Source organism: Pseudomonas marincola (genome assembly GCF_900116605.1).
In the GTDB taxonomy this organism is placed as follows: Bacteria; Pseudomonadota; Gammaproteobacteria; order Pseudomonadales; family Pseudomonadaceae; genus Aquipseudomonas; species Aquipseudomonas marincola.
Map to the genome: position 1 here is coordinate 277,862 of NZ_FPBC01000006.1, position 18,180 is coordinate 296,041.

14 protein-coding genes and 1 pseudogene are annotated in these 18,180 nt (G+C 59.2%); 8 read left to right on the forward strand and 7 right to left on the reverse strand.

Annotated elements, in window-relative coordinates:
- Positions 1 to 114 precede the first annotated feature (114 nt).
- Positions 115 to 1,245 (reverse strand): ATP-NAD kinase family protein, encoded by a 1,131-nt coding sequence (locus BM395_RS12260; protein ID WP_090512190.1) that lies wholly within the window; start codon positions 1,243 to 1,245, stop codon positions 115 to 117.
- 124 nt (positions 1,246 to 1,369) lie between these two features.
- On the opposite strand from BM395_RS12260, the gene BM395_RS23350 reads away from it, so the two are divergent.
- A complete protein-coding gene (locus tag BM395_RS23350) occupies positions 1,370 to 1,546 on the forward strand; it encodes a PA1571 family protein (RefSeq protein ID WP_170827750.1) in 177 nt (58 codons plus the stop codon).
- A 99-nt stretch (positions 1,547 to 1,645) separates the two neighbouring features.
- On the opposite strand, the gene pdxB is transcribed toward BM395_RS23350, so the two are convergent.
- Positions 1,646 to 2,788, reverse strand: coding sequence for a 4-phosphoerythronate dehydrogenase PdxB (gene pdxB / locus BM395_RS12265; RefSeq protein WP_090512193.1), 1,143 nt, complete (start codon positions 2,786 to 2,788; stop codon positions 1,646 to 1,648).
- A 176-nt stretch (positions 2,789 to 2,964) separates the two neighbouring features.
- On the opposite strand from pdxB, the gene BM395_RS12270 reads away from it, so the two are divergent.
- Both BM395_RS12270 and BM395_RS12275 read left to right on the forward strand, forming a co-directional pair.
- The gene (locus tag BM395_RS12270; RefSeq protein ID WP_090512195.1) at positions 2,965 to 4,359 is read left to right on the forward strand and encodes an MATE family efflux transporter; all 1,395 of its coding nucleotides are present in this window, start codon (positions 2,965 to 2,967) and stop codon (positions 4,357 to 4,359) included.
- The gene (locus BM395_RS12275) at positions 4,356 to 5,423 is read left to right on the forward strand and encodes a DUF3080 family protein (protein WP_244528981.1); all 1,068 of its coding nucleotides are present in this window, start codon (positions 4,356 to 4,358) and stop codon (positions 5,421 to 5,423) included. Before BM395_RS12270 ends, BM395_RS12275 begins: the two co-directional genes overlap by 4 nt.
- A gap of 9 nt (positions 5,424 to 5,432) precedes the next feature.
- Here the strand turns inward: BM395_RS12275 and tusA are convergent, their stop codons facing one another.
- Both tusA and rlmM read right to left on the reverse strand, forming a co-directional pair.
- Positions 5,433 to 5,684 (reverse strand): sulfurtransferase TusA, encoded by a 252-nt coding sequence (tusA, locus tag BM395_RS12280; RefSeq protein ID WP_069900159.1) that lies wholly within the window; start codon positions 5,682 to 5,684, stop codon positions 5,433 to 5,435.
- Positions 5,685 to 5,813: 129 nt separating this feature from the next.
- Complete coding sequence (gene rlmM, locus BM395_RS12285) at positions 5,814 to 6,887, reverse strand: 23S rRNA (cytidine(2498)-2'-O)-methyltransferase RlmM (RefSeq protein WP_090512198.1); 1,074 nt, start codon at positions 6,885 to 6,887, stop codon at positions 5,814 to 5,816.
- Positions 6,888 to 7,106: 219 nt separating this feature from the next.
- On the opposite strand from rlmM, the gene acnA reads away from it, so the two are divergent.
- From acnA to BM395_RS12295, 3 genes and pseudogenes are all read left to right on the forward strand, one after another.
- Positions 7,107 to 9,851 carry an aconitate hydratase AcnA gene (gene acnA, locus BM395_RS12290; protein ID WP_090512202.1) on the forward strand — a complete coding sequence of 915 codons (2,745 nt, stop codon included), beginning with the start codon at positions 7,107 to 7,109 and terminating at the stop codon, positions 9,849 to 9,851.
- 148 nt (positions 9,852 to 9,999) lie between these two features.
- Positions 10,000 to 10,281: pseudogene (locus BM395_RS23930) on the forward strand (PAS domain-containing protein); the annotation flags it as partial.
- A 222-nt stretch (positions 10,282 to 10,503) separates the two neighbouring features.
- The gene (locus BM395_RS12295; RefSeq protein WP_483153952.1) at positions 10,504 to 11,565 is read left to right on the forward strand and encodes a methyl-accepting chemotaxis protein; all 1,062 of its coding nucleotides are present in this window, start codon (positions 10,504 to 10,506) and stop codon (positions 11,563 to 11,565) included.
- 218 nt (positions 11,566 to 11,783) lie between these two features.
- Here the strand turns inward: BM395_RS12295 and cysS are convergent, their stop codons facing one another.
- Together cysS and BM395_RS12305 are read right to left on the reverse strand one after the other, a co-directional pair.
- Positions 11,784 to 13,166, reverse strand: a complete 1,383-nt coding sequence (cysS, locus tag BM395_RS12300; protein WP_170827749.1) for a cysteine--tRNA ligase — start codon at positions 13,164 to 13,166, stop codon at positions 11,784 to 11,786.
- 101 nt (positions 13,167 to 13,267) lie between these two features.
- Entirely contained in the window at positions 13,268 to 14,932 is a 1,665-nt protein-coding gene (locus BM395_RS12305; RefSeq protein WP_090512205.1) for a glutamine--tRNA ligase/YqeY domain fusion protein, read from the reverse strand.
- Between the two features lie 397 nt (positions 14,933 to 15,329).
- Between BM395_RS12305 and BM395_RS12310 the strand changes: the two genes are divergently transcribed.
- Together BM395_RS12310 and lpxH are read left to right on the forward strand one after the other, a co-directional pair.
- Entirely contained in the window at positions 15,330 to 15,824 is a 495-nt protein-coding gene (locus tag BM395_RS12310) for a peptidylprolyl isomerase (protein WP_069900155.1), read from the forward strand.
- Entirely contained in the window at positions 15,821 to 16,546 is a 726-nt protein-coding gene (lpxH, locus tag BM395_RS12315) for a UDP-2,3-diacylglucosamine diphosphatase (RefSeq protein ID WP_090512208.1), read from the forward strand. Before BM395_RS12310 ends, lpxH begins: the two co-directional genes overlap by 4 nt.
- Before the next feature lie 78 nt (positions 16,547 to 16,624).
- Here lpxH and BM395_RS12320 read toward each other — a convergent pair whose 3' ends face one another.
- Entirely contained in the window at positions 16,625 to 18,154 is a 1,530-nt protein-coding gene (locus BM395_RS12320; RefSeq protein WP_069900153.1) for a DHA2 family efflux MFS transporter permease subunit, read from the reverse strand.
- Between the last annotated feature and the right edge of the window lie 26 nt (positions 18,155 to 18,180).

The window sequence follows — 18,180 nt, forward strand, 5'->3', positions numbered from 1 at the left end:
CCCACTGAAGATGGGGCCTGACGCTTACTCAATCAACCCTTTCGCGCTCGATAGTCTGGGCGCGGCTGCATTCAAGCGCCGCGCCTTTGCACAACGCTAATCGCGCGAATCGGCTCAGCCGTGCTCGACCGGATAGAGCAACTCTTCGCGATAGCCGGCCCAGACTTTGACCACATCCGGGAATGCCTCATCCAGCGCGATGTCGCCGCTATCGACCAGCAAAGCACGGCCCTGCAACGTCGCAAGCTTACGTTTGGTGGCAACCACGCGCAGATTATCCAGGCCAATCGCGCGTACTACTCGCGGGCTCAGTTGCTGATTGCCGCGCCCGAGAATATGCCCTTGCCCGCCAATCGCGGTCACCAGCAAGCGCGCCGGGTGCTCGGCGATCAGCTCATACAACTGCATCTCGTTCACGTCTGCCGCCAGCACTGCGCCGTTCTCGATAACATCCACGCCAAGCAGCGTGGTGTTCAGGCCAAGATTACCCGCCAGCCCGTGCAAGGTAGAGCCGGGGCCGAATACATAACGCACATCCGTCTCCCAGGTATCTTCCAGCCAAGCGGCCAAATCACTCAGCACCAGTTCTTCAGACTCGACGCCACCCTGCTTGACCTGCTGCACAAAGCCGCCCTCTTCCGGCACGGTCAGCTCGCCATACCAGCGTGCAGCCACTTTGCCGCCGCGCAACGCCGTCTCGTCGATATCGCGCACCTCGCCTCTGGCCAGGCGCACCAAACCGCCCTCGACCAAACGCCGGGTCAGCTCGCCGGCGGCGCGTGGGCTGATCGCATACACGCCGGACTGAATCTTCACCCCTGCCGGAATTCCCAGCACCGGCTGGCCCTCGCGAGCAGCGGCAGAAACGTCGCGGGCGGTGCCATCGCCTCCGGCGAACAAAATCAGCGCAACGTTGGCGTCCTGCAGCAACTCAACGGCTTTGCGGGTATCGTCAGCGGTTGTCAGCGCGTGCACAGCGTTAGCATCCAGCCCTGCAGGCAGGCGGTAAGAAAAACCCATTTCAGCGAGCAGGTCAGCGCCCATCGCCCCCGGATACGTCACGAACTGCAGCCGGTCGCGCAGCTCAAGCAAACATTCCAGTGCAACACGGGTGCGCAGCGCCGCTTTGGGCTCAATACCGAGCGCCAGCGCCTCGTCGGCCATGCCATCACTGCCCTTGAAGCCAGCAGGCCCGCCGAGCCCGGCCAACGGATTAATAATCAAGCCAATGTGAAATACCGCCATAAATTCCTCGTTTGGCTACGCTTGAATGGTCTTTTCAAAACCGGTAATTTTTTGGCACAGTAACTACACCGCAATAGCGCACCAGCACTATTGCCAGCTACCCCCTCTAATCAGGAGACAACTGATGAACACCAGCAAAGACGGCGCACAATCTTCGGACACTGCCAGCGCTGACCAGCCGGTGGGTGGTGCGATAATCGATGACGAAGGCCACGAAGTACCGATCACCGAAGAAATGATCCAGCAGGCCTGCGAAAAACTCGAAGTGAGCCGCACCGGCGCCACTGAAAAACACGACTGACACGCAAGCAGGCTCATTGTGCCTGAGCCTGCTTAGCATGCTGCAACCCGATCAGCAGTCTGTCAGGCCCATACTGCGCCGACATTTGGTAACGGTGCATCAGCGTAATTGCGCGCCCAGCGCGCGGACTTGCCGGATCAGTGCCGGCGCCTCGCCTTGCACGCGAACGCTTAAACCGTCTATTTCACGGCGCACCGGATAGTGCTTGCGCAGCGCATCGAAGGCAGCCCGCCGCTGGCTTTCGTCGCCGCGAACACAGCGCCGGAAATCGGCATCGTCGCGGCGCGGGTCATACACTGCCCGGCAAATAGTTGCCAACGCCCAAGGCAGCTGCGCCTCGGCATTGAGGGTCAGTTCGGGCAACCATGATGGCGGCATCAGATCATCCAGCTGCACGGTCTCGGCCACTGCCAAATGCGCACACAAGGCCTGATAGATTTGCGCCGTGCCGCGCAATTTACCATCCAGGCTGTAGCCGGCAATATGCGGCGTGGCGATCTGGCACAAGTCGACCAGCGCTTGATCAGTCAGAGGCTCGCCTTCCCAAACGTCCAGCACTGCTTGCAAGTCGGGGCGCTGGCGCAAGGCGGCAAGTAACGCCTGATTATCGACAACCGGGCCACGACTGGCATTGATCAACCAAGAGCCCGGCCGCAATTGCGCCAAGCGTGCTGCATCGAGCAAGTGCCGAGTCGGGTATTCACCGACGGCGGTGATTGGCGTGTGCAGACTGATCACATCGCACTCGGCAAGAATCTGCTCGAGGCTGACAAAATCGCCGCCCTCTGCCGCTGCACGCGGCGGGTCACACACGAGAACCTGCCAGCCAAGATTGCGCAGCACCTCGACCAGACGGCCACCGACCTGGCCAGCACCGACCACGCCATACACTTTGCTCGCAAGGTCGGCGCCCTGCTGCTCCGCCAGCACCAGCAAACTGCCCAGCACATAATCGACCACGCCCCGGGCATTGCAGCCAGGCGCACTGGACCAGCCAATGCCAGCTTCGGCGAAATAGTCGAGATCAAGGTGATCGGTGCCAATGGTTGCAGTGCCGACAAACCTGACCTTGCTACCCGTGAGCAATGCCTTGTTTACGCGCGTCACTGAACGCACCAGCAAGACATCGGCATCGGCCACGTCAGCGGGTTTTATACCGCGCCCCGGCAACCGGGTAATCTGGCCGAAGCCTGAAAAAAACTCGTCAACCAGTGGAATATTCTCGTCTGCGACAATACGCATGATCCAACTCCCGATAAGCAGAGCGGCAGTTTACCAGTTGCAGCCAATGCTGCGAGCGCACGGGGCTGCCAATAGCCGCGCGGTTATTTCGCCAACACCTTTAAAAAGCCTGCTCCACACGCTTCCTGACCATGCGGTCAAAGCGTATACTTCGCGGTTTTTCCAGAGCAAATGCCATGTCCGCAACACCCGCCAGCCAATCACGTTTTCAGCGCGCTCGCACCGAGCTGCGCGGACTGATGGTGCTTGCTACGCCGATCATCATCGCGCAGCTTGCCAATACCGCGATGGGCTTCGTCGATACGGTCATGGCTGGTCGCGTTGGGCCGCGTGATCTGGCAGCGGTGGCGCTCGGCAACTCGATCTGGATTCCGGTTTTTTTGCTCATGACCGGCATTCTGCTGGCCACCACGCCCAAGGTCGCCCAGCGTTTTGGCGCGGGCGAACACGCCTCCATTGGCGCGCTGGTGCGTCAGGCGTTGTGGCTGGCATTGGTGGTGGGCGGTTGCGCCGCCATGTTGCTGTGGAACGCCGAAATCATCCTGCACAAGATGAATGTCGAGCCCGATCTGATCGGTCCGGCCATGGGTTATTTGCGCGCTGTCGCCTGTGGTTTCCCGGCCGTTGCCTTGTACCACGTACTGCGCTGTTTCAGTGACGGCCTGGGGCTTACCCGGCCGAGCATGATCCTTGGCCTGTGCGGCTTGGTGTTGAATATCCCGCTCAACTACATCTTCATTTACGGCAAGTTCGGCCTTCCCGCGATGGGCGGCGTTGGTTGCGGCTGGGCAACCGGCCTGGTCATGGGCTTTATGCTGCTGGGCATGCTGACGTGGGTGAAAATCGCCAAGGCTTATCGCGACAGCCAATTATTCAGCCAATTCGACTGGCCGCAGTGGGCCGTGATTAAACGTCTGGTTTCGATTGGCCTGCCAATCGGCATTGCAGTATTTGCCGAGTCGAGCATTTTCGCGGTGATTGCCCTGCTGATCGGCGGGTTGGGCTCCAAGGTGGTTGCCGGCCACCAGATCGCCCTGAACTTCAGCTCGATTGTGTTCATGATCCCCTATTCGCTCGGCATGGCTGCCACCGTACGCGTCGGCCAGGCGCTGGGGCGCGGTCATCCCCGCGATGCGCGCTTTGCTGCGGGTGTAAGCATGGCCACCGCACTGGCATACGCGTGCCTTTCATGCACACTGATTTTGCTGTTTCGTGAGCCTATCGTCGGCATCTACACCGATAACGCCGAGGTTATTGCCTTGGCAGCGTCGCTGATCGTCTACGCCGCATTGTTCCAACTGTCAGACGCGGTGCAGGTCACTGCGGCCGGCGCGCTACGCGGCTACCAGGACACCCGAGTGACCATGCTGCTCACTTTGTTCGCATACTGGGGCATCGGCCTGCCGATTGGCTACGCGCTGGGCCTGACTGACTGGCTGGGCGAGCCCAGCGGCCCACGTGGCCTCTGGCAAGGCCTTGTAGTTGGCCTTACCTGCGCGGCGATCATGCTCGGTTATCGGGTTTCGACCAGCGCCCGCAAGCGGATCAAGTCGTCTACTATTGGCGAATGATCGCCCGCAGCCTTGTCCTTCTTCTGCTGTTTACCCTCAGCGCCTGCCAGCCGGGTGATGATGGCCTGGCATTGCAGGCCGACTACCTCAAGCGCCTGAATGGCGCGCTGGACGGTGCTGGTGTCGAGCCCTTCGACAACAAGCGGCTGGCGCAATACCGCCTGCCTGCGCGACGCCTGCGCGTTAGTGAAATCAGCGATATCCGCATCAGCCTGCTCGACCTGTTGATTGATGTGCGCCGCTGCCCGGATTTGCAGCTGCTCATCAGTGAACGCAACAGCATTCTCGGTAAACAGATGCAGCCCAGCAGCCGCCTCGGTTATGAAGGCGATCTGCTGCGGGCGATAGACGCGTGCCGGGTGTACCTGCAAACCCAACCCGATCAGTCACTCAACCAGACGCTGGCAACCCTGCAAGCGCAAAAGCGCGATCAACTGTTGCAGGTGTTCTGGAATGCACTCAATGCCAGCCCAGAGTTCGAGCACAGCCTGCGCTTTAGCCAGCAGGCGTTGCCGGTAAGTGCCACACGTGAGAATCCGGCGGTGCAGGCATTGGCGCAACTGGCTCAAGTTGGCAGCCAGTTACCGCAGCAACTGCCACCGGCCACGGCCCAACTCGATCCGCTGTTTTTCACCTTGCAGGCCGACCAGCAAGCGCCGCAATTGATCACCAGCCTGCTCAGCCTGACCGACACGCTTGAACAGGCCAGCGCGCTGCTTGAGCAACGCTTGCGCAAACGGCCGCTGTGCCCGATTGGCAAGCCGACGCAGCGTACGCGGGTTATGCAGAATATTTTCGTTAAGTACTACGCAGGCAGCCTGCAACCGTATCTGGCTACGGTTAGCCAGCAAGGCACACAATGGAGTGAAACGCTGCTGCAACTGGCGTCTGTCGAGCAGACTCCGCCTGCGCTGCACACTTACCTGCAACAACTGGCCGGAACTGAGGACTCGCTTTGGCAGGGGTTTCAGGCGGCCAACAAACGCCATGTAAAGGCTTGGCAGGCGCTGTTGAAGTCGTGCGCAATGGCACCCGGCCAATCCGGCTGGACGGATCAGCCCTGAGCGTTGGCTTCAGTCAGCCTTTTTGCGAATCCAGTACAGGTAAGAACCCGCCTCTTCAGCCTGATCAAGCAGCTCATGGCCAAGGAAGTTACAAAATTTGGGAATGTCGCGACGTGTCGAAGGATCAGTGGCGATCACCTTGAGCAAGCCGCCAGCTGGCAGATCGCGCACCTTGTTGTGCAACATCATCACCGGCTCGGGGCAATTGAGGCCACTGGCATCGAGCGTGGCATCGAGTGATGAGTCAGGGAAGTCAGGCATAAACAACTCCAGGCAATCGGTCGCGCGGCAGATTCGCGCGCAGTCGAGTAAGGCGGTATTGATCGCTGCGCGCCTGCTCAACCGCAGGCTGAAGCTGCACGGTTGATGCATTGGCGCGTAACGCTTGGCTCATTGTACTTTAGGTTTAGCGGTACCCAGACGGCGCAAGTGACAGGTAACTTCTTCGCGGTCGTGGTAAAGCTGTTTGCAGGCAATCGAAGCTTTAACCCCACGCGCCGCCAGCCCTTCCTCAATGCGCTCAAGCAGCCGTTTCACTTCGATGTAACGCTGCTTCATCGGCAACTTGAGATTAACCACCGCCTCTCGGCACAGGCCTTCACCGATCCAGGTTTCCAGCAATGCGGCGTTGCGTGCCGGCTTTTCGACGATGTCGCAGACCATCCAGTCGACCATCTGCTTGGGCTTCCAAGTGAAACCATCGACCATCAAGTGCTGAACCAAACCGGTGTCCATCAGGCTCTCTGCCATCGGGCCGTTATCAATCGCGGTGACCAGCATGCCGCGCTTGACCAGCTGATAGGTCCAACCGCCAGGTGCTGCGCCGAGGTCAACGCCGGTCATCTCATCAGACAGTCGCTCATCCCACTGCTCACGTGGAATAAAGGTGTGCCACGCCTCTTCCAGTTTTAGGGTGGAACGGCTCGGGGCCTCACGCGGAAATTTAAGGCGCGGAATACCCATCGGCCACAACGCCGAGTTATTCGCCTCAGCCAGCCCGGCAAACACTTCGCGGCCGCTCTTGAAGGTCAGCAGCAGGCGCGGCTTTTTCGGATCATCAACCAGGCGTCCGGATTTAATCAGGGCTTTGCGCAGCGGTGCTTCAAATTTTTTGCAGAAGTTCGAAAGCTCTTTGCCGTCATTGGTATCCAGCACTTCCAGCCACAGGCTGCCGCAGAGCGGAAAGTCGGCCAGATGCGCTTGCAACACGCTGATGCGATCCGTCTCGGGCAGCTCGACGAACACGCCACGCGCCCATTGGCGGGGAAATATCAGCTGTTTGAAGCGCACACCCTGCATCAACCGCTGCGCACCATCTTCTTCGGTGCAGATGAACTCGGCGCAAGCTGTGCCCGGTTTGGCTTTGGCGTAGCCGGAAACTTCCAACAAGGCGGCGTGATCGGCGATCTCGGCGCAGACCTCATTCTCGAAACCGGGGCGGCAGTGCATTAACAACGTATTCATTCAAACTCTCCTCAAGGCGCGCATGATAGCGGAACTCGACCGCCGTGTCGGGAACCCTGAGGCCTAAAGCCGGTCAGCTGAATGGTAGGTTGTCTTTTACCCCAGCTACCCTAAAGTTTTATTGGAGTCATCGCCCAGCTTCAAACAGCCTGATGAGCGGCCCCCAGAATGGCTGCCATGCCCCCATTTTTAAAAGTTTGGGCACACAAGGAGTCATGCATGCAATCCGTGGACAGTTTGAAAAGCCGCCGCACACTCACCGTCGGCGACAAAAAATATCAGTATTTCAGTTTGCCCGATGCGGCAAACGCACTGGGCAATATCGACAAGTTGCCCATGTCTCTCAAGGTTCTGCTCGAGAACCTGTTGCGCTGGGAAGACGGCAAGACCGTAACTCGCGACGATTTACAGGCGATGGCCAGCTGGCTCGACTCGCGCAGCTCCAACCGTGAAATCCAATACCGCCCCGCCCGCGTCCTGATGCAAGACTTCACCGGCGTTCCCGCCGTGGTCGATCTGGCTGCCATGCGTGATGCCATGAGCAAGGCCGGCGGCGACCCGCAGAAGATCAACCCATTATCACCTGTTGATCTGGTCATTGATCACTCGGTCATGGTCGACAAGTTCGCCAACAGCTCGGCCTTCGAGCAGAACGTCGATATCGAGATGCAGCGCAACGGTGAGCGCTACGAATTCCTGCGCTGGGGCCAGCATGCGTTCGACAATTTCAGCGTAGTGCCGCCGGGCACGGGCATTTGCCATCAGGTAAACCTTGAATACCTCGGCCGCACGGTCTGGACCAAAGAACAGGACGGCGAAACCTACGCCTTCCCCGACACGCTGGTGGGCACCGACTCGCACACCACCATGATCAATGGCCTCGGCGTGCTGGGCTGGGGCGTCGGCGGCATCGAGGCAGAAGCCGCCATGCTCGGGCAGCCGGTGTCGATGCTGATTCCAGAAGTGGTCGGCTTTAAACTCACCGGCAAACTCAATGAAGGCATCACCGCCACCGACCTGGTGCTGACGGTCACCGAAATGCTGCGCAGCAAGGGTGTGGTTGGCAAGTTCGTCGAGTTCTACGGCGATGCACTGGAATCGCTGCCACTGGCGGACCGCGCCACAATCGCCAACATGGCGCCCGAGTATGGTGCGACCTGCGGCTTCTTCCCGGTCGATGACGTTACCCTTGAATACCTGCGCCTGTCCGGTCGCCCAAGCGAAACCGTGGCGCTGGTCGAGGCCTACTGCAAGGCGCAAGGCTTGTGGCGCGAGAACGGCTTGGAGCCGACATTCAGCGACAGCATGGCGCTCGACATGAGCACCGTTGAATCCAGCCTTGCCGGCCCCAAACGCCCGCAAGACCGTGTCCCGCTGTCGCAAGTACACAGCGCGTTCAATCAATTCATGGACCTGCAAATCAAGCCTGCCGCCAAGGAAGAAGGCCGCATGCTCAGTGAAGGTGGCGGCGGCGCGGCAGTCGGCAGTGAAGCCATGACCGGCGGTGTCGACTACGAGCACGATGGTCACACGCATCATCTGAAAAATGGTGCGGTGGTCATTGCCGCTATCACCTCGTGCACCAACACCTCCAACCCGAGCGTGATGATGGCCGCAGGTCTGGTCGCCAAGAAAGCGGTGGAGAAAGGCCTGAAGCGCAAGCCGTGGGTCAAGAGTTCACTGGCACCCGGATCGAAAGTGGTGACCGAATACTTCAAGGCTGCCGGCCTCACCCAATACCTCGACCAACTTGGCTTCGATCTGGTCGGCTATGGCTGCACAACCTGTATCGGTAACTCCGGGCCTTTACCCGAAGCCATCGAGGCCGCCGTGCAGAAAGCCGACCTTACGGTTGCATCGGTGCTGTCCGGCAACCGCAACTTCGAAGGCCGCGTGCACCCGCTGGTGAAAACCAACTGGCTGGCCTCGCCGCCCCTGGTTGTCGCCTATGCGCTGGCAGGTAACGTGCGCATTAACATCGCCGAGGAATCTCTGGGCGACGACCGCGATGGCAATCCGGTCTACCTCAAGGATATCTGGCCGACCCAGAAAGAAATTGCCGAAGCCGTACTGAAAGTCGACACGGCGATGTTCCACAAGGAATACGGCGAAGTGTTTGCCGGCGACGAGCAATGGCAAGCGATCAAGGTTACAGAGTCGGACACTTATGTGTGGCGCGATGACTCGACCTACATTCAGCACCCGCCGTTCTTCGAGCACATCAATGAGCCAGCACCGCCGGTAGGTGACATCAAAGAGGCGCGCATCCTCGCCCTGCTGGGTGATTCGGTCACCACCGACCACATCTCCCCAGCCGGTAACATCAAGACCGACAGCCCCGCCGGGCGCTACCTGCGTGAGCAAGGCGTGGAACCGGTGGACTTCAACTCTTACGGCTCACGCCGCGGCAACCATCAGGTGATGATGCGCGGCACCTTCGCCAATATTCGTATCCGCAACGAGATGTTCGACGGCGAGGAAGGCGGCAACACCCTGCACTATCCGACCGGCGAAAAGCTCTCGATCTACGACGCGGCCATGCGCTATCAAGCGCAAAACACGCCGCTGGTTATCGTTGCCGGCAAGGAATACGGCACCGGCTCCTCCCGCGACTGGGCGGCAAAAGGCACTAACCTGCTTGGGGTCAAAGCGGTCATTGCTGAAAGCTTCGAGCGCATCCACCGCTCGAATCTGGTGGGCATGGGTGTTCTGCCGTTGCAGTTCAAAGCCCCCAATACCCGCAAGAGCCTGAACCTGACGGGCGAGGAAACCCTCACCATCAGCGGCCTTGAAGGCACAGAACTAGAGCCGATGATGAACCTGATCGTCAACATCACCCATACCGACGGCAGCACCGAACGGATTGAAGTGCTGTGCCGGATCGATACGGTAAACGAGGTTGAATACTTCAAGGCTGGCGGGATTCTGCACTACGTTCTGCGTGAGCTGATAGCCGCTAAATAGAGGTCTGCGTGGGTACTTGAGGCATTCAAGTACCCACTTTCTCTGGTATTTATTGATCCAGATCAATAAACCCTGGTTTTTTGCCAATCCCTTCTCAACTTTACTGCGCCTGGGCCGATGCATAAGCATTACCACCGGGACCATCACCATGCGCAATAATCAGCCTGTTACCCAGCGTGAACGTACCTTCTCAGCAGACCAGCGCCTGATATCGACCACCGATACCAAGGGCCAGATCACTTACTGCAACGATGAGTTTGTCAAAATCAGCGGCTTCTCGATGGATGAGCTGATGCGCGCTCCGCACAACCTTGTGCGCCACCCGGATGTACCACCCGCAGTGTTCCAGCACATGTGGAGCACCTTGCAGCAAGGTCGCCCGTGGATGGGCATCGTCAAGAACCGTTGCAAGAATGGCGATCATTACTGGGTCAACGCTTACGTCACGCCGATCCTCAGCAACTCCCAAGTTATCGGTTTCGAGTCGGTTCGGGTTAAGCCGACTGCCGAGCAAATCAGCCGTGCCGAGCAGCTGTACGCGCGCGTGAACTCGGGCAAGCCGGCGGTGGCCAGCAGCGACAGCTGGTTGCCGCGCACCCTCGACCTGCTTCCTTACATCGGCATCGGCCTGTTCGGTTGCGTAGCCGCACAGCTGATTGAAAGCAACTGGGCCTTGCTGGCGACCGTTGCTGCCTCGATCCCGCTGGGCTTGATGGCACTCAACTGGCAACAGCGCGGCCTCCAGCGCCTGCTCAAACTGTCGGAAGAAACCATCAGCGATCCGATGATTGCGCAGATGTACACCAGCAGCAAAGGCGCTGTAGCGCGCCTGGAAATGAGCGCACTGAGCCAGGAAGCGCGCCTTAAAACCTGCCTGACCCGCTTGCTCGACAGCGCCGAGAATCTCGCTGAACAAGCCAGCCAGGCCGATACGCTGGCGATCAACAGTTCTTCCGGTCTTGAACGCCAACGTCAGGAAACCGAACAGGTGGCCACGGCCGTCAACGAGATGGCTGCGACCACACTGGAAGTCGCCAGCAACGTTGCACGCACGGCGATTGCCACTCAGGAAGCCAACCGCCTCACCCGCGAAGGTCGCACTATCACTGCGCAAACCCGTGAAGCCATCGAGCGCTTGTCGGTGTCCGTGGGTGAAACCGGCGAAACCGTGACTCGTCTGGCGCAGGACAGCAACGAAATTGGCAGCGTGGTCGATGTGATCAAAGGGATCGCCGACCAGACCAACTTGCTGGCCCTCAACGCCGCGATCGAAGCGGCGCGTGCGGGCGAGATGGGCCGTGGCTTTGCCGTGGTCGCCGACGAAGTACGTTCGCTGGCGCAGCGCACCGGCGAGTCAACCGGACAGATCCACCAACTGATCGCCAAACTGCAGCGCACCGCAGAAGAGGCCGTGGTCGCCATGCAAATCGGTCGTTCGCAGGCCGATGAAGGCGTCAAGCAGGTTCTGCTGGCGGATCAGGCGTTGATGGGTATCAGTGACTCGGTGGAAAATATCGCCGGCATGGCCGACCAGATCGCCGCCGCCGCTGAAGAGCAAAGTGCGGTCGCCGACGAGATCAACCGCAACATCACCAACATCGCCCAGTTGTCGGACCAGACCGCAGAAGACGCACAACAAACCGCTCGCCTGAGCCAAGCCCTCACCGGCAACGCCAAAGGCCAGCAGTCGCTGGTGGAGCGCTTCAATCGCTAAGAACGGGTGCAATAGCGGCGGCTGAGCAAACAGCCCGCGCTGAATAAAAAAGCCGTTATCAGTTACCTGGTAACGGCTTTTTTTGTGGCCTCGGAAACGCTGCAAATGCAGGGCGTGGAACAGCCGGATCGACCCGGCTTTACTGACTACAGGTGCGAAAACTCTATCCCGCTGTAGCCAGCAGTTTCAGCGCAGAAGCGTTAAGCGGCGCTGCCAGCTTATTCAGCCAAACGCCAGGTCGTGCCGCCTTTGCCGTCTTCCAGAACCACACCCATTGCCGTCAGTTGATCGCGGATGCGGTCGGACTCGGCCCAGTTCTTGTCGCTGCGTGCCTGCAGGCGCGCGGCAATCAGTGCTTCGACTTCGGCTGCATCGACCTTGCCTTCGGCACCGGCCTGCAGGAACGCTTCAGGCTCCAGTTGCAGCACACCGAGCACGCCCGCCAGCTCTTTCAAGCGCGCAGCCAGACCCGCAGCCGCCTGGACGTCGGTGTCGCGCAGGCGGTTAACCTCACGGACCATTTCAAACAGCACAGCGCAAGCTTCCGGCGAATTGAAGTCGTCATCCATTGCTTCAGAGAAGCGCGCTACGAATGCATCACCGCCCGCCGCCGGCGCTTCTGGCAGACCCTTGAGCGCGTGGTAGAAACGCTCCAGCGCGCCTTTGGCTTCCTTGAGGCTGTCTTCCGAATAGTTGATCGGGCTGCGGTACTGGCTCGACACGAGGAAGTAACGCACCACTTCGGGGTGATACTTTTGCAGCACTTCGCGAATGGTGAAGAAGTTGCCCAATGACTTGGACATTTTCTCGCCATCAACGCGCACCGCCCCCGCATGCATCCAGGCGTTGGCGTAGAGCTTGCCGGTCGCCGCTTCGCTCTGGGCGATTTCGTTTTCGTGGTGCGGGAACACCAGATCCGGACCGCCGCCGTGAATGTCGAAGGTTTCGCCAAGGCAGCAGGTCGACATCACCGAGCACTCGATATGCCAGCCCGGACGGCCTTCGCCCCACGGCGACTGCCAGCTTGGCTCGCCCGGCTTGGCGCCTTTCCAGAGTACGAAGTCGAGCGGGTCTTGTTTCGACTCATCGACTTCGATACGCGCGCCGATGCGCAGGTCTTCGATTTTCTTGCGCGACAGCTTGCCGTAACCGACGAACTTGCCGACACGGTAGTAAACGTCACCGTTGCCTGGCGCGTAGGCGAAGCCTTTGTCGATCAGTGTCTGGATCATCTGGTGCATGCCGGCGATATGGCTGGTCGCACGCGGTTCGATGTCCGGGCGCAGCACATTCAGGCGCGCTTCGTCTTCGTGCATGGCGGCGATCATGCGATCAACCAGCACCTCAAAACCTTCACCGTTTTCCTGTGCGCGACGAATGATCTTGTCGTCGATATCGGTGATGTTGCGCACGTAGGTCAGTTCATAGCCGCGATGCCGCAACCAGCGTGCGATCACGTCAAACGCGACCATCACCCGGGCGTGACCAATATGGCAGAAGTCATAAACCGTCATGCCGCAGACATACATGCGCACATGGTTGCCTTCGAGGGGTTTAAGTTCCTGCTTGGTTTTGCTCAGCGTGTTGTAGATGGTCAGCATAATCAATCCTTAAACGCGGCCCTCACAGGCCACTTAATCTTCGAGTGGCTGCGCCCGCCATCACAATGGGCGGGCGCAGCTGACTCAGCGCTGCAACGGGCTCAGGCCCAGGAATCGCGCAGCGTTACCGTGCGGTTGAACACCAATGCTTCTGGCTTCGAGTCTTTCGAGTCGAGGCAGAAGTAGCCTTCGCGCTCGAACTGGAAGCGGTCTTCAAGGTTGGCATTGGCCAGTGACGGCTCAGCGCGGCAGCCCTTGAGCACAACCAGCGAATCGGGGTTGATGTTGTCGAGGAAGCTTGCGCCCTCCTCGGCTTTTTCCGGATTGGCCGAACGGAACAGGCGGTCGTACAGGCGCACTTCGCATTCGACGCTGGCGTCTGCCGGAACCCAATGCACAACACCCTTGACCTTGCGCCCTTCCGGGTTCTTGCCAAGCGTTTCGGGGTCGTACGAGCAACGCAGTTCGATCACATTGCCGTCGGCATCTTTGATCGCCTCATCGGCGCGGATCACGTAGCTGCCACGCAGACGGACTTCACCGCCCGGCTCAAGACGCTTGTAGCCCTTTGGCGGGTTCTCTTCGTAATCACCGGCGTCGATGTAGATCTCGCGAGCGAACGGCAGCTCACGCACGCCCATATCCTGCTTGGGATGACGCGGCAGGCTCAGCGTTTCGATCTGATCTTGCGGGTAGTTGGTGATGACCACTTTCAGCGGCTTGAGCACGCACATGGCGCGCGAAGCGTTGGCATCGAGGTCGTCACGAATGGCGAACTCAAGCATGCCGATGTCCACGACGCCACCGGCGCGGTTGACGCCGATCAGGTCGCAGAAGTGACGGATCGACCCTGGCGTGTAACCACGGCGGCGGAAGCCGACCAGTGTCGACATGCGCGGGTCATCCCAGCCACTCACGTGACCTTCGTCGACCAATTGCTTGAGCTTGCGCTTGCTGGTGATGGTGTAGTTGAGGTTCAGGCGCGCGAATTCGTACTGACGCGGCTGCGCCGGAACTGGCAACTGCTCAAGGAACCACTCGTATAGCGGGCGGTGATCTTCAAACTCCAGCGTGCAGATCGAGTGGGTAATCCCTTCGATGGCATCGGACTGGCCGTGGGTGAAGTCATAGCTCGGGTAGATGCACCACTTGTCACCGGTCTGGTGGTGATGGGCATGGCGAATACGGTACAGGATCGGGTCGCGCAGGTTGATGTTCGGCGCGCTCATGTCGATTTTTGCCCGCAGCGAACGCGCGCCGTCAGCAAACTCGCCTGCCTTCATGCGGGCGAACAAGTCGAGGTTCTCTTCAACCGAACGGTCACGGAACGGGCTGTTCTTACCCGGCTCGGTGAGGCTGCCACGGTAGGCGCGCGACTCTTCCGGCGACAAGTCGCAAACGAACGCCTTGCCTGCCTTGATCAGCTCGACGGCCCATGCGTAGAGCTGGTCGAAATAGTTGGAGGCGAAACGAATATCACCCGCCCAGTCGAAGCCCAACCACTGCACGTCCTGCTTGATCGAGTCGATGTATTCCTGATCTTCCTTGGCCGGGTTGGTGTCATCGAAACGCAGATGACAATCACCGCCAAACTCTTTGGCCAGGCCAAAGTTCAGGCAAATCGACTTGGCGTGACCGATATGCAGGTAGCCGTTCGGCTCCGGCGGGAAACGCGTGATCACCTTCGCATGTTTGCCTGATTCCAGATCTGCCTGGACGATAGGACGAAGGAAGTTAGTGGCGACAGGAGTCTCTGGCTTGCTCATGGGATCCTTTGAAGGTGCAGGTGCGCGGCATGCGCGGCCGACTAAAACAGGGAGACGCATCAACTTGAGAGCGCCCGGACCCATTACTGAAAATGCGTTGAACCCCGCAACAGAGGGGTCAGTGCCAGGCCAAATCGGCCACAAACACGAAGATTTTCAGCCACGGGGGCAGGCGCAATAGTTTTTTAGCGAATCCAAAGCGCCTATCATAGCCGAAGCTGTCAACCCCCTGACAGACCCAAGCGCTAGATCGCAACCGGAAATGTGCGTTGGAAAATGCACTCGGCAAGCGGCCTGACACCCCGTAAACTGTAAAGCCTCGGCCAACAAGCTCTGTACCTGTAGCGATACAGATGCAGCCAAGGCCTGCGGTTTCAATGACAGAGCGATTAAATCAATGATCAAGTTGCACACCAACTACGGCGTTATCACCCTGAACCTGTTCGAAGACAAAGCCCCGGAAACCGTGGCTAACTTCAAGGAATACGTGAAAAGCGGCCACTACGACGGCACTATTTTCCACCGCGTAATCAGCAACTTCATGATTCAGGGCGGCGGCTTCGACACCAGTATGAAGCAGAAGTCGACCCGCGCCACCATCAAGAACGAAGCCAACAACGGCGTATCCAACAAGATTGGTACCGTTGCCATGGCCCGCACCATGGAGCCGCATTCGGCTTCTGCGCAGTTCTTCATCAACGTCGCCGACAACACCTTCCTCAACCACACTGCACCGACCGTTCAGGGCTGGGGCTATGCGGTATTCGGCGAAGTGACTGAAGGCATGGACGTTGTTGAGAAGATCAAAGGCGTTGCCACCACCACCAAGAGCGGCCATCAGGACGTTCCGGTTGATGAGGTGGTCATCGAGCGTGCTGAGATCGTTGAGTGATCTTACTGATCTCCGATCTGCACCTTGAACAGGAGCGCCCGGACATAACCCGGGCGTTCCTGCATTTCCTGCAAACCCGCGCCGTTCATGCCGAGGCGTTGTATATCCTCGGGGACTTCTTTGAAGTGTGGATTGGCGATGATGCCATCAGCCCTTTTCAACGCACCATCAGCACCGCCCTGCGCGAACTGAGTGAAACTGGCACGCAAATTTTCCTGATGCATGGCAACCGCGACTTCCTTATCGGCAAAGCTTTTTGCCGTGAAGCCGGCTGTAGCCTGCTCAACGATCCAACCCTGCTCGAACTGCCGAGTGGCCCCGTTCTGTTAATGCACGGCGACAGCCTGTGCACGCGCGACGAAGCCTATATGCGCATGCGCCGCATCCTGCGCAACCCGCTGACCTTGTGGGTATTGCGCCATCTGCCGCTGAGCACCCGCCACAAGCTGGCGCGCAAGCTGCGCAATGAAAGCCGCAGCCAGACGCGCATGAAGGCCGCCGATATTGTCGATGTGACGCCGGATGAAGTCGTCAGCACCATGCGCCGGCATGGCGTGCGCACGCTGATCCACGGTCACACCCACCGCCCCGCTACGCACAAGCTCGAAATTGATGGGCAGACCGCTACGCGCATTGTTCTGGGCGACTGGGACAGGCAAGGCTGGGCACTGCAAATCGATGATCAGGGCATGCGCCAGAGCGCATTCAGCCTGAGCGACTAACAATACTTCAGCGATTAAAAAGCCTGCTGTGCGGTTAACCCAGCAGGCATTTTCATGTGCGTTTACTTTGCCCGCGAATCAGTGCCCTGCCGCTTCTGGCCCGGCCTTGGCCGTGAACGGCGGCTTGGCGAGCCACACCAGCAAGACCAGCCCGAAAAACATCCAGCCGAGCAAGGTGAAGTAGTCGACGGTGGACATCATGTAGGCCTGGCTGTTGAGTATCTGCTCAAGCTGCGCATAGGACTGCGGTCCCGGCCCGCCGAGTTGATTCAGCGCCTCACGCGTGGCCGGCTCATAGGTACTGAAACTTTCGCTCATGTACGCATGATGCTGATCGGCGCGACGAATCCAGATCCACGTGGTCAGGGAAGCCGCGAAGCTACCGCCCAAGGTTCTGAGGAATGTCGCCAGCCCTGAACCATCGGCAATTTCGTGGGGCGGCAGATCCGACAGCAAAATGCTCAGTGTCGGCATAAAGAACAGCGCAACGCCGATGCCCATGAACAACTGCACCAGCGCTACGTGCTGGAAGTCCACCTGATTGGTGAAGCCAGCGCGCATGAAGCAGCTCAGGCCAATCGCCAGAAACGCCAACCCGGCCAGCAAGCGCAAGTCGAAATTGTGTGCGTAACGCCCGACAAAGGGCGACATCAACACCGGCAACAGACCAATCGGCGCCACCGCTAAACCGGCCCATGTGGCGGTGTAGCCCATCTGAGTTTGCAGCCATTGCGGCAGGATCAGATTGATGCCGAAGAAGCCCGAATAGCCCAGCACCAGCACAATGGTGCCGATGCGAAAGTTGCGGTGAGAGAACAGCCGCAAGTTGACGATCGGATGCTTATCGGTCATTTCCCAGATCACGAAGATGCTCAGCGCAATAACTGAAATAAGCGTACCGATGATCACGAAGTTGGACTCGAACCAGTCAAGATCATTGCCCTTATCGAGCACCACCTGCAGCGCGCCCACCCCGATTATCAGGGTCAGCAGGCCAATGTAGTCGATGGGCTGGCGGCTGGTTTCGACCGGACGATGGCGCAATTGCTGGCGCACCACCAGGGTTGCGAAAATCCCGATGGGCACATTGATGAAGAAGATCCACGGCCAGCTGTAGCTGTCGGTAATCCAGCCGCCCAGAATGGGCCCGGCAATGGGCGCCACAACGGTCACCATCGCCAGCAGTGCCAAGGCCATCCCCCTTTTTGCCGGAGGATAAACCGCGATCAGCAGCGTCTGCGTCATCGGGTAAAGCGGGCCGGCAACCAGCCCCTGAATCACCCGAAAGCCGACCAATTCAGGCATCGACTGGGCAATGCCGCAAAGAAAAGAGGCCAGCACAAAGAGCATGGTGGCCCAGAGAAACAGTTTCACTTCGCCAAACCGCCGGCTCAACCAGCCGGTGAGCGGCAAGGCGATGGCGTTACTCACCGCGAACGAGGTAATAACCCAGGTGCCCTGCTCGAAGCTGACGCCGAGATTACCGGCAATGGTCGGCAAGGCAACGTTGGCGATTGTGGTGTCGAGCACCTGCATAAAGGTCGCGAGAGACAGACCGATGGTGCACAGCAACAAGCTCGGCGGGCTGAATGATGCTTGTGAGCTCATTACAAATCCTTGCTATCTAGTCGAGG